This is a genomic window from Mycobacterium paragordonae (genome assembly GCF_003614435.1).
Lineage (GTDB): Bacteria > Actinomycetota > Actinomycetes > Mycobacteriales > Mycobacteriaceae > Mycobacterium > Mycobacterium paragordonae.
The window spans coordinates 2,689,795-2,701,695 of record NZ_CP025546.1; the positions used below are offsets into that span (position 1 = coordinate 2,689,795).

Here is an 11,901-nt window from a genome sequence, read left to right on the forward strand (position 1 = left end):
TTTGTAAGTGCCTGTGATTTCGCTGTCGGGCTGTCCGGCCCTCAAACAGGGAGGTTCATAGACTGTGCCGGTGCGCATCGTCTTCGCCGGAACCCCCGAGCCCGCGTTGCCCGCTCTGCGTCGTCTCATCGACTCGCCCCGCCATGAGGTCATTGCCGTGTTGACCCGGCCCGATGCGGCGTCCGGGCGGCGTGGCAGGCCGGAACCGTCGCCGGTGGCGCGCGAGGCGCTGGATCGCGGCATCCCGGTGTTGCGCCCGGCGCGGCCCAACTCGCCGGAGTTCGTTGCCGAACTGGCGGCGCTGGCGCCGCAGTGCTGCGCGGTGGTGGCCTACGGCGCGCTCCTCGGCGATGCCCTGCTCGCTGTGCCCCCACACGGGTGGGTGAACCTGCACTTCTCGCTGCTGCCGGCCTGGCGCGGTGCGGCGCCGGTACAGGCCGCGATCGCCGCGGGCGACACCATCACCGGGGCCACCACCTTCCAGATCGAGCCCAGCCTGGACTCCGGACCGGTGTACGGCATCGTCACCGAGACCATCAGGCCGACCGACACGGCCGGCGACCTGCTGGCGCGACTCGCCGTGTCGGGCGCGGAGCTGCTGGCGGGCACCCTGGACGGGATCGCCGATCAGGCGTTGACCCCGCGCCCGCAACCCACCGACGGGGTCAGTCTGGCGCCCAAGATCACCGTTGAGCAGGCCCGGGTGCGCTGGGACCTGCCTGCACAGGTGGTCGAGCGGCGGATCCGCGCCGTCACGCCGAACCCGGGCGCCTGGACCCTCATCGGCGACATACGCGTGAAAGTTGGCCCGGTGCAATTGGATTCGGACGCGCCCGAGTCGTTGCAGCCCGGCGCGATTCAGGTCGACCGCAAGAGCGTGTGGGTAGGCACCGCGTCGCAACCGGTCCGGCTGGGCCAGATACAGCCGCCCGGGAAGAAGCCGATGAACGCCGCCGACTGGGCGCGGGGTGCTCGGCTCGACCCGGAGATCCGGGCATCATGAGCCAGGACCGGCCCTACCGAAAGCGACCCGATCGCAAACCCCAGAAGCCTCAATACCGACCGCGCCGCAAGCCCCTGGACCCCGCGCGCCGGGCCGCGTTCGACGCACTGCGCGCGGTCAGCGAGCGCAATGCCTACGCCAACCTGGTGTTGCCCGCGCTGCTGCGCGAACGCGAAATCACCGGCCGCGACGCCGCTTTCGCCACCGAGCTCACTTACGGGACATGCCGCAGCGCCGGCCTGCTGGACGTGATCATCGGTGCCGCCGCGGGCCGGGCGCCGGACACCATCCATCCGGTGCTGCTCGACCTGCTGCGGCTGGGGGCTTATCAGCTGTTGCGCACCCGGGTGGACGCCCATGCCGCGGTTTCCACCACCGTGGACCAGGCGGGCATCGAATTAGATTCGGCGCGAGCCGGTTTCGTCAACGGCGTGCTGCGCACCATCTCGGGCCGGGACGAGCAGTCCTGGGTGCAGGAGCTGGCACCCCGCAACGACCCGGTCGGCCATTCGGCCTTCGTGCACGCCCACCCACGCTGGATCGCCCAGGCCTTCGCCGACGCGCTCGGGGCCTCGGCCGGCGAACTGGACGCGGTGCTGGCCAGTGACGACGAACGTCCCCAGGTCCATCTGGCCGCCCGCCCCGGGGTGCTGACCGCCGCCGAGCTCGCCGAGACCGTGCACGGCACCGTCGGGCGGTACTCGCCCTACGCGGTGTACCTACCAGGAGGCGACCCGGGGCAGCTGGAACCGGTGCGCCAAGGGCAGGCGCTGGTGCAGGACGAGGGCAGCCAGTTGGTGGCCAGGGCGCTGACCCTGGCTCCGGTCGACGGCGACACCGGGCGTTGGCTGGACCTGTGTGCCGGGCCGGGCGGCAAGACCGCACTGCTGGCCGCCCTCGGCGCGCAAGTGGGAGCCACCGTGACCGCCGTGGAGCCCGCCGAGCATCGGGCAGACCTGGTCGTGGAGAACACCCGCGGGCTGCCGGTCGAGGTACTGCGGGTGGACGGGCGGGACTCCGGGCTGACGCCGGGCTTCGACCGCGTTCTGGTCGATGTGCCCTGCACGGGGCTGGGTGCGCTGCGCCGCAGGCCGGAGGCACGCTGGCGCCGGCAGCCGTCCGACGTGCCCGCCCTGGCCAGGCTGCAACGCGAACTGCTGGGTGCCGCGATCTCGCTCACCCGGCCGGGTGGGGTGGTGCTGTACGCGACCTGCTCGTCGCACCTCGCCGAGACAGTAGGAGTGGTCGCCGACGCGCTGCGCCGCCACCCGGTCGCGGCATTGGACACCCGGCCGCTGTTCGAACCGGTGGACGGACTGGACGTCGGGTTGGGAGAAGGCCCCTACGTGCAGTTGTGGCCGCACCGGCACGGCACCGACGCCATGTTCGCGGCTGCCCTGCGCCGGTTGCCGGAGGATTAGTAGTCTGTCGCACATGCCTGGTACGGGGGGTCCGCTGATAGCGCCGTCGATCCTGGCGGCTGACTTCGCTCGGCTTGCCGACGAAGCTGCCGCGGTGCACGGCGCCGACTGGTTGCACGTCGACGTGATGGACGGCCACTTCGTGCCGAACCTGACGATCGGTCTGCCCGTGGTGGAGAGCTTGCTGGCGGCCACCAGCATCCCGATGGACTGCCATCTGATGATCGACAACCCGGATCGCTGGGCGCCGCCCTACGCCGAGGCCGGCGCTTACAACGTCACCTTCCACGCCGAAGCCACCGACAACCCCGTCGGGGTGGCCCGCGACATCCGGGCCGCCGGAGCAAAAGCCGGAATCAGCGTCAAGCCCGGTACCCCGCTCGAGCCGTACCTGGAAATCCTGCCCCAGTTCGACACACTGCTCATCATGTCCGTCGAGCCCGGTTTCGGCGGTCAGAGCTTCATCCCGGAGGTGCTGAGCAAGGTGCGTACGGTCCGCAAGCTGGTCGACGCGGGGGAGCTGACGATCCTGGTCGAAATCGACGGCGGCATCAACGAGGACACCATCGAGGAGGCCGCCGAAGCCGGTGTCGACTGCTTCGTGGCGGGATCCTCGGTCTACGGTGCGCAGGACCCGGCCGCCGCGGTCCAGGCGCTGCGCCGCCAGGCCGGCGCGGCGTCGCACCACCTGGGGTACCGGTCATGACCGGCCCGAACGTTCCGGAGCAGGTCAAAAGCATCGAAGAGGCCATGAAGCTGGCCATCGAACACTCCTACCAGGTCAAGGGCACCACCTACCCGAACCCGCCGGTAGGCGCGGTGATCGTGGATCAGGAAGGCCGGGTTGTGGGCGTCGGCGCCACCCAGCCCGCCGGTGGCGACCACGCCGAGGTCATCGCGTTGCGCCGGGCCGGCGGTCTGGCCGCCGGCGGGATCGCGGTGATCACCATGGAGCCGTGCAACCACTACGGCAAGACGCCGCCGTGCGTCAATGCGCTCATCGAGGCCCGGGTGGGGACGGTGATCTACGCCCTCAACGACCCCAACGGCATCGCCGGCGGCGGGGCCGGCCGGCTGAATGCGGCGGGTGTGCAGGTGCGGTCGGGCATCATGGCCGACCAGGTGGCGGCCGGTCCGCTGCGGGAGTGGCTGCACAAGCAGCGCACCGGCTATCCGCACGTGACGTGGAAGTACGCGACCAGCATCGACGGTCGCAGCGCCGCGGCCGACGGGTCGAGCCAGTGGATATCCAGCGAGGCCGCCCGCGCAGACCTGCACCGTCGCCGGGCGATCGCGGACGCGATCGTGGTCGGCACCGGCACCGTCCTCGCCGACAACCCCACTCTGACCGCCCGGCGGCCGGACGGCTCGTTGTCGCCGCAGCAGCCGCTGCGGGTGGTGGTCGGCAGACGCGAAATCCCGCCGGAAGCCAACGTGCTGAACGACGATTCGCGCACCATGGTGATTCGCACCCACGAACCCGTCGAGGTGCTCCGGGCGCTCGCGGACCGCACCGACGTCCTGCTGGAAGGCGGCCCCACGCTGGCCGGGGCGTTCCTGCGGGCCGGGGCGATCAACCGGATCCTGGCCTACGTCGCGCCGATCCTGCTGGGTGGTCCGGTGACCGCCGTCGACGACGTCGGCGTGTCCAGCATGGCGCACGCGTTGCGCTGGCAGTTCGACAGCGTCGAGCAGGTCGGACCGGACCTGCTGCTCAGCCTGGTGGCTCGCTAGCGGGTTCCCGAACCGGCTGAGGTGCTTGCGGCTCCTGGGCCGGTTGCGCCGGGACTTCCTGCTCGTCGGCGTGCTCGTGGCGGCCGCCGATCAGCAGCCCGAGCAGCGCACCCACCACGCAGATCACCACGGTGACCTCGAAGATGTCGCCGTACATATCGGCGAACGCCTGCAGATACTGCTTCCCCTGAATGCTGACGCGCTCCAGAACGCTGGCGTCCGGGGGAATGGTCGCCGAGAGGTGAGACAGGTTCTGGTTGAACCGGTACAGCCCCCACGCGCTCAATGCCGCTACGCCGATCAACATGCCGGTCATCCGCGCGACCACCACTGCCGCCGAGGCGATGCCGTGCTGGGCCGAGGGCACCACCCGCAGCGCCGCCGACGACAGCGGCCCGATCACCAGACCGAGGCCCAGGCCCGCGACCAGCAGGTCGGTGTGCACCGCCGGCAGCATCAGCCCGAGAATGTCGTGCTTGCGCTGCATCAGGTCGCCGCGCCAGTGCGAAATCAGCCAGTAGCCGGCGCCCGCGATCAGCATCCCGGCAAAGGCCACGACCCGGTCACCCGCCCTGGTGGCGATCCACCCACCGAGGACCGCGCCGATCGGCAGTGCGATCAGGAACCACAGCAGCAGACCCGCCGCCTGATTCTGGTCCATCTGCAGCACGCCCTGGCCGAACAGCTCCACGTTCACCAGCGTCACCATCAAGGCGGCCCCGGCGCAGACCGAGGTGCCCAGCGCGGACAGGAACGGACGGAAGTGCACACCCGCCGGTTCGATGAGCCGGGTGCGGGCGAAACGCTCCCAGGCGAAGAATGCCACCGCGGCGAGCACCGCACCGATGACCAGCGGCAACCCGTAACTCGGCAACACCTGCTTGCCGTCCGGGTTCGGGTTGTACAGGCCGATCACCGCCAGACCCAACGCCAGTGCGAGCAGCAGACCGCCGGTGATGTCGATCTTCTCCGGCGATTCGCTGCGATCGTGCGAGGGCAGGCTGAAATGAATCATCACCATGGCGATGAGGGTCAACGGGACGTTGATCCAGAACACGTGGCGCCAGTCGTGGAACAAAAAGACGATGAAGATGCCGTACAGCGGGCCCAGCACGCTGCCCAGTTCCTGTGCGGCGCCGATGCCGCCGAGGACGCCGGCGCGGTTGCGCTCCGACCACAGGTCGGCACCCAGCGCCAACGTCACCGGCAACAGGGCGCCGCTGGCGATGCCCTGGATGGTGCGGCCCACGATCAGCACGTGGAATGCCCGGTTCGGGTCGGGGGACAGCAGGATGTAGTCGCCGGCCTCGATCGTCCAGTTGCCGATCTGCACCGACAACGCGGTCACCACGGAGCCGACGATGAACATGAGCAGGCTGGCCTGCAGCACGAACTTGCGACCGAACCGGTCGGAGGCGCGGCCCAGCAGCGGCATCGCGGCGATGTAGCCGAGCAGGTACATCGTCACGATCCAGGTGATCCGCTGCAGCTGGTTCACCGGGATGCCGACGCTGTTCATGATGTCGCGCATGATCGTGACCACGACATAGGTGTCGAGGGCACCGAGCAGCACCGCCAGGCTGCCCGCACTGATTGCGATCCGTCGTCCTCCCCGCATGGTCATCAGCTCAGCGGGGGCTTGGTGACCTGGACCTGCTGGCCCCAGTTGGACAGGGTCATCTGCACCGAGTTCCCGGTACCGCGCTCCAGCTTCGCCTGCACCAGCTGGTGATCACCGCCGTCCTGAACCCAGATGGTCGTCGGCACCGGGTCCGACGCGCTGAACGGCGGTGCGATCGCGTTCACGGCCTGGGGTGTCGTCTTCCCGGTGATCCTGACGGTGTTCTGGCCGTTGATGTTCTCGCGCCCATCGGCCTTCGCCTCGCTGAAGTTCGCCAGGATGTTGGCCACGCCTTTGTCCTGGCTCAGGATCTGCGAGGGGTCGTAGACGTCCGAGGCCTTGCCGAAGTCGCTCCACTTGTTCGGGGTGAGCGTGGCGTAGAGGATTCCGTCGATCACCACGAAGTCCGCGTCGATGTCGGAGCCGGCGAACGTCAGCTTGACGTTGCCCTTGGCGGCCGTGGGCTCGGTGTTGAGGTCACCGGTCAGTGTCTTGATGGACAGGCCGGGAATCTTGCCGTTCACCGTCAGGACAATGTGCGCGCTCTTGACGGCCTTGCTGGCTTCGGTGGCCTGGGTGACCAGCGTCTGGGTGGCTTTGGCGTCCGGAAGTGGTCCGCCGCTGTCTTTCTTTTTGATCGAGCACCCTGCGGCGAACGTGATCGCGACGACCAGCGCAGCCAGGACAGCCAGAAGGCGGCGGGATTTTTGCATACCCTGCATCGTAGAGGGTGCCCCTGACCCGGCCGGGGAACCAGGCGGGTGCAGGGGCGTCAGGACACTCATTAACCTGGTGCGATGTTCACCGGAATTGTCGAGGAACTCGGAGAGGTGACCGGCCGCGACGCCCTGGCCGACGCCTCGCGACTGATCATCCGCGGTCCCACGGTTACCTCCGATGCCGGCCACGGGGACTCGATCGCCGTCAACGGGGTCTGCCTGACGGTCGTGGAGGTATTGCCGGACGGCCAGTTCAGCGCGGACGTCATGGCCGAGACACTCAACCGGTCGAACCTGGGCGAGCTGCGCCCGGGCAGCCGGGTGAACCTGGAGCGTGCGGCGGCGATCAACAGCCGGCTGGGTGGGCACATCGTGCAGGGCCATGTCGACGGCACGGGGGAGATCGTCGCCCGCACCCCCTCCGAGCACTGGGAAGTGGTGCGGGTCGAGATGCCCGCCGCGGTGGCGCGTTACGTGGTGGAGAAGGGGTCGATCACGGTCGACGGCATTTCGCTGACCATCTCCGGTCTGGGCGCCGAACCCCGGGACTGGTTCGAGGTCTCGTTGATCCCGACCACCCGCGAGCTGACCACGCTCGGTTCTGCGCCCGTCGGCACCCAGGTGAACCTCGAGGTGGATGTGATCGCGAAGTACGTGGAACGGCTCCTGCAAGCCGGGAGCTGACAGGTGCGGGTCCCGCTCAACGAGCACGGGCAATAACTACGGGCCTGCGGTGGTTCATACTTGAGAGCAACAGCAGCCAGGTGAGGAAACAAGATGACGAGGTTGGACTCCGTCGAACGGGCGGTTGCCGACATTGCGGCGGGCAAGGCCGTCGTCGTCATCGATGACGAGGAACGCGAGAACGAAGGCGATCTGATCTTCGCGGCCGAGAAGGCCACCCCCGAGCTGGTCGCCTTCATGGTGCGCTACACGTCGGGATATCTGTGTGTGCCATTGGACGGCGAGATCTGCGACCGGCTGGGCCTGCTGCCGATGTACGCGGTGAACCAGGACAAGCACGGAACCGCCTACACCGTCACCGTCGACGCGAGAATCGGTGTCGGAACCGGCATTTCGGCATCGGACCGGGCGACCACGATGCGACTGCTGGCCGATCCGGCGAGCATCGCCGCAGATTTCACCCGGCCCGGGCACGTCGTTCCGTTGCGCGCCAAGGACGGTGGGGTGTTGCGCCGCCCGGGCCACACCGAGGCCGCGGTCGACCTGGCCCGGATGGCCGGGCTGCAGCCGGCGGGCGCGATCTGCGAGATCGTCAGCCAAAAAGACGAAGGCGCGATGGCCCAGACCGACGAGTTGCGGGTGTTCGCCGACGAGCACGGACTCGCGATGATCACCATCGCCGACCTGATCGAATGGCGACGCAAGCACGAGAAGCACATCGAGCGCATCGCCGAGGCCCGGATCCCGACCCGTCACGGCGAGTTCCGCGCGATCGGATACTCCAGCATCTACGAGGACGTCGAACACGTCGCGCTGGTCCGCGGTGACATCGTCGGGCCGACCGGTGAGGGCGATGACGTGCTGGTGCGTGTGCACTCGGAGTGCCTGACCGGCGATGTGTTCGGGTCGCGGCGCTGCGACTGCGGTCCTCAGTTGGACGCCGCGATGGCGATGGTGGCCCGCGAGGGACGCGGGGTGGTGCTCTATATGCGCGGGCACGAAGGCCGCGGCATCGGCCTGATGCACAAGCTGCAGGCCTATCAGCTGCAGGACGCCGGCGAGGACACCGTGGATGCCAACCTCAAGCTCGGATTGCCCGCTGACGCAAGGGATTACGGCATCGGTGCGCAGATACTCGTCGACCTCGGTGTGCGCTCGATGCGGCTGCTGACCAACAACCCGGCCAAACGTGTCGGCCTGGACGGTTATGGATTGCACATCATCGAGAGGGTGCCGTTGCCGGTGCGCGCCAACGCGGAGAACATCCGCTACCTGATGACCAAACGCGACAAGATGGGCCACGACCTGGCCGGCCTGGACGATTTTCACGAATCCGTGCATCTGCCAGGCGAATTCGGCGGTGCTCTGTGAGCGGTGGCGCCGGCGTGCCGGACATGCCGGTACTCGACGCGTCGGGTACCAAGTTGGCAATCGTCGCCAGCACCTGGCACGACAAGATCTGCGACGCCCTGTTGGCCGGTGCCCGCAAGGTGGCAACCGACTCCGGCATCGACAATCCGACGGTGGTGCGGGTGCTCGGTGCGATCGAGATTCCGGTCGTCGCACAGGAATTGGCCCGCAATCACGACGCCGTCGTCGCGCTCGGGGTGGTGATCCGTGGTGAGACACCGCATTTCGACTACGTCTGCGACGCCGTGACCCAGGGCCTGACGCGGGTTTCGCTCGACGCCTCGACACCGGTCGCCAACGGGGTGCTGACCACCAATACCGAGGCCCAGGCGCTGGATCGGGCCGGCCTGCCGTCGTCTGCTGAAGACAAGGGCGCCCAGGCGGCCGCGGCGGCCCTGACCACCGCGCTGACCCTGCGCGACCTGCGCGCTCAATCGTGACCAAATCCGACTCCGGCGAATGGGATCTGGTCTGCCGTGCCCACCTGACCCCGATGTTCGCCTACGCGGCGGCGGTTCTGCTCGTGGTGGCTCACATCGCGATCGGCCTGGTGCTCAAGATCGGCTCCACCGGCGTGGTCTTCCAGACGGCCGACCAGGTGGCGATGGGTGTGCTGGGCGTGGTCCTGGCCGGCCTGGCACTGCTATTCACCCGGCCCCGGTTGCGCGTCGGCGCGTCCGGGCTCTCGGTGCGTAATGTGTTCAGCGACAAGCTCATACCGTGGGCCGACGTGGTCGGTGTGTCCTTTCCGGTAGGCAGCCGGTGGGCCCGTGTCGATCTGCCCGACGACGAGTACATCCCCGTCATGGCGATCCAGGCGGTGGACAAGGAGCGCGCCGTGCATGCGATGGATGCCGTTCGCGAGCAGCTGGCCCGCTACCGGCCGGACCTGCACGCTCGCTGATGGCACGCCGCCGGCAACGCCGGGCTCTGGTCGTGCCCGGTCTCGCGGCCTTGATGCTGGTCGGCTGCACGCATTCGGTCGACGGGCACGCCATGCGAGCGTCAGGCCAGTCAGCCCGCGCGGCGTCGGCTCGCGACCTGCTGCTCCGCAACGGGGATGAAACGCCTTGGGGGCCAGCCAGTGCGGCCCCCGTAAGCGACAACCATTTCACCAGTGTCCGGCCGAAAGAATGCGCGGCGGCCTTGCTCTTCCGGGGATCACCGCTGCGGCCGTCGGATGCCGCGGACTACGCCGAGTCGGCCTACCCGTTCGGCGCCCCGGCGATGTATGCCGAGTCGATCAGCGTGTACGACTACGAACTGAACCCCTACGGAGTGGCCTGGCGGGCATTCAGCGAGGTCTCCGACTGCCGGGGCGACGCGGTCGGGCAGAGCCCGCGCGGTGACTTCGAACCCATGCGGGTCACCGAGTTCGGCGCGCCGCAGGACGACGTGATGACCTGGAGTATGGGGCGCCCGGACTGGACCTGCAGCTACGGTGTGGCCGCCGTGCCCAAGGTCGTGCTGGTGATCGCGGCGTGCAATTCCTCGCCAGATTTCCCGATGGCCGAGTGGGCGGCAAAACGCAAGGCGCAGTTGAACAGTCGCGCCATCTAGCGATTGTAGAAAATCGTTCCCGCCGGTGTGCTGTAGGAGAAATAGATCGGCATCAGTTCAAAGGGAGTGTTGCCGGTATTCATACTCAAAAACCCGACGCGCGGCGCGTCGGACCCCGCGCCGACGGTCTGCTGATACAACAGCACGCCGCCGTCGTTGTAGACCGTCAGGTGGGTGCCGGCCGGTACCAACCCGTTGACAGCTCCGGTCCCCAGGTAGAAGGGCAGGAGACCCGACAGACCACCGGTATCGACGTACGCGCTGAAGACCGGTAGCGGGGCGCCTCCGTTGACGCTCACCAGCAGGTTGGTGACCGGAGCGCCATTCGAGACGGCGAAGGCGGTGCCCGGGTTAGCGCCGAACTGAACGGATCCCGCGGGCTCGTTGATCAGGATGCCCTGGTTCAAGGTGCCCGGAAGTGCCTGTACCGGACCGGCAATGGGTGACCCGCCCAACTGGTTTGCACCGATGCCGAGCACTGGCACCCCAGCTGACGTCGGGAGAATGGTGGTCACACCATTGACTGTCTGCGCTACCGACGTGATCACCCCGATATTGGTGGGCGCGGTGATGATCCCGTTTCCGAAATTCACTGTCGTCGCGTAAGTGTCATACGTCTCGGTGATTTGATTGGCGATATCGCCGTAGGTGATGCTGTACCCCGCGTGAGTGACCGGGCCCAGAGACGCGAAGTTCACAGCCTGCGGCGGGACGATCAGCCCCACCGACCCGGTGTCGAGAACCACCTGCGACATCGGACCGCCACCGATGGACACGTTGACGTACGGCCGGTGCAGCTGCTGGTCCACCAGCACCGGAACGGCGGGAGCGCCGCCGGTAGCGCCGGTGGCTCCCGGTGCGCCCACGGTCGCGGCACCACCCGCGCCACCGGGACCGCCCGCCACCCCGCCGGGTCCGCCGGACACTCCTCCGGTGCCGCCCGCGCCGCCATCTCCGATCAGCCATCCGCCGCGACCACCGACACCGCCGGCGCCGCCGAGTGCCCCGCCCAGGCCGCCCGTTCCGCCGCCGCCGAACAACAGCGCGCTGCCGCCGGCGCCGCCGACGCTGAAAGGACCGCCGATGCCGCCCATTCCGCCGTTGCCGTAGAGCCAGCCCCCGGTGCCGCCGGTCCCGCCCGCGGCGCCGAAGCCGCCCATGCCGCCGGTGCCGCCCGTACCCAGCAACCCCGCCGGACCGCCGGCGCCGCCGACGACTCCGACAGCGATGCTGTCACCGCCGCGGCCGCCGTTTCCGAACAGCAGGCCACCGCCTCCGCCGGGCGTTCCAACCCCCTGTGCGTTGGTCGTGCCGCCGGCGCCGTCCCCGATCAGTGGCCGCCCCACCAGCACGTTGGTGGGCAGATTGATGATGTCAAGCAGGCCCTGCTCGATGCTCTGCGCCGACATATCACTGGCGGCGGCCGCCTCAGCGGCCGCGTACTGGCCCGCCGCCGCATTCAGCGCCCGCGCCAGCTCGCTCTGGAATGTCGTTGCCCGGGCGCTGAGCGCCTGGTAATCCAGGGCATGACCGGAGAACAGATCGGCAATCGCCCTGGACACCTCGTCGCCGGCCGCGGCCACCACCTCAGTGGTGGAAGCGGCGGCTGCCCGATTGGCGCTGCGAATCGCCGATTCGATGCCGGCGACATCGGCCGCCGCGCCCGTCACGATGTCCGGCACGACTGTAAGAAACGACATTTGACCCCCCACGCAGTGCTACGCGCATGCCCCCTGGCCCATCCAAGAT

General features: G+C 68.6%; 12 protein-coding genes. 9 read left to right on the forward strand and 3 right to left on the reverse strand.

The window, feature by feature from the left end; all coding sequences use genetic code 11:
- Window positions 1–70: 70 nt before the first annotated feature.
- Genes fmt through ribD form a run of 4 tightly spaced genes read left to right on the forward strand, consistent with a single transcriptional unit; the run spans window position 71 to window position 4,158 of the window.
- The gene (gene fmt / locus C0J29_RS12615; protein ID WP_120794701.1) at window positions 71–1,003 is read left to right on the forward strand and encodes a methionyl-tRNA formyltransferase; all 933 of its coding nucleotides are present in this window, start codon (window positions 71–73) and stop codon (window positions 1,001–1,003) included.
- On the forward strand, window positions 1,000–2,424 hold the full coding sequence (locus C0J29_RS12620; RefSeq protein ID WP_120792526.1) for an RsmB/NOP family class I SAM-dependent RNA methyltransferase: 1,425 nt from the start codon (window positions 1,000–1,002) through the stop codon (window positions 2,422–2,424). The genes fmt and C0J29_RS12620 overlap by 4 nt, the downstream gene beginning before the upstream one ends.
- A 4-nt stretch (window positions 2,425–2,428) precedes the next feature.
- The gene (rpe, locus tag C0J29_RS12625; protein ID WP_120792527.1) at window positions 2,429–3,130 is read left to right on the forward strand and encodes a ribulose-phosphate 3-epimerase; all 702 of its coding nucleotides are present in this window, start codon (window positions 2,429–2,431) and stop codon (window positions 3,128–3,130) included.
- On the forward strand, window positions 3,127–4,158 hold the full coding sequence (ribD, locus tag C0J29_RS12630; RefSeq protein ID WP_065162544.1) for a bifunctional diaminohydroxyphosphoribosylaminopyrimidine deaminase/5-amino-6-(5-phosphoribosylamino)uracil reductase RibD: 1,032 nt from the start codon (window positions 3,127–3,129) through the stop codon (window positions 4,156–4,158). The genes rpe and ribD overlap by 4 nt, the downstream gene beginning before the upstream one ends.
- On the opposite strand, the gene C0J29_RS12635 is transcribed toward ribD, so the two are convergent.
- Window positions 4,139–5,776 carry an MFS transporter gene (locus tag C0J29_RS12635; protein WP_120794702.1) on the reverse strand — a complete coding sequence of 546 codons (1,638 nt, stop codon included), beginning with the start codon at window positions 5,774–5,776 and terminating at the stop codon, window positions 4,139–4,141. The genes ribD and C0J29_RS12635 overlap by 20 nt on opposite strands.
- A 5-nt stretch (window positions 5,777–5,781) precedes the next feature.
- Entirely contained in the window at window positions 5,782–6,501 is a 720-nt protein-coding gene (locus C0J29_RS12640; protein WP_082994103.1) for an LppX_LprAFG lipoprotein, read from the reverse strand.
- 75 nt (window positions 6,502–6,576) lie between these two features.
- Here C0J29_RS12640 and C0J29_RS12645 point away from each other — a divergent pair, with 75 nt between their 5' ends.
- The 5 genes from C0J29_RS12645 to C0J29_RS12665 all read left to right on the forward strand — a co-directional run bounded on the left by C0J29_RS12645 (window position 6,577) and on the right by C0J29_RS12665 (window position 10,152).
- Window positions 6,577–7,182 (forward strand): riboflavin synthase, encoded by a 606-nt coding sequence (locus C0J29_RS12645; RefSeq protein ID WP_120792528.1) that lies wholly within the window; start codon window positions 6,577–6,579, stop codon window positions 7,180–7,182.
- A 93-nt stretch (window positions 7,183–7,275) separates the two neighbouring features.
- Window positions 7,276–8,553, forward strand: a complete 1,278-nt coding sequence (locus C0J29_RS12650; RefSeq protein ID WP_065042601.1) for a bifunctional 3,4-dihydroxy-2-butanone-4-phosphate synthase/GTP cyclohydrolase II — start codon at window positions 7,276–7,278, stop codon at window positions 8,551–8,553.
- On the forward strand, window positions 8,550–9,032 hold the full coding sequence (gene ribH, locus C0J29_RS12655) for a 6,7-dimethyl-8-ribityllumazine synthase (protein WP_065042600.1): 483 nt from the start codon (window positions 8,550–8,552) through the stop codon (window positions 9,030–9,032). The genes C0J29_RS12650 and ribH overlap by 4 nt, the downstream gene beginning before the upstream one ends.
- A gap of 53 nt (window positions 9,033–9,085) precedes the next feature.
- Entirely contained in the window at window positions 9,086–9,496 is a 411-nt protein-coding gene (locus C0J29_RS12660) for a PH domain-containing protein (protein WP_065042687.1), read from the forward strand.
- A complete protein-coding gene (locus C0J29_RS12665; protein WP_242460421.1) occupies window positions 9,496–10,152 on the forward strand; it encodes a hypothetical protein in 657 nt (218 codons plus the stop codon). The genes C0J29_RS12660 and C0J29_RS12665 overlap by 1 nt, the downstream gene beginning before the upstream one ends.
- Here the strand turns inward: C0J29_RS12665 and C0J29_RS12670 are convergent.
- Window positions 10,149–11,852: a PecA family PE domain-processing aspartic protease gene (locus tag C0J29_RS12670; protein WP_120792529.1), complete on the reverse strand. Its 1,704-nt coding sequence runs from the start codon at window positions 11,850–11,852 to the stop codon at window positions 10,149–10,151. The genes C0J29_RS12665 and C0J29_RS12670 overlap by 4 nt on opposite strands.
- Between the last annotated feature and the right edge of the window lie 49 nt (window positions 11,853–11,901).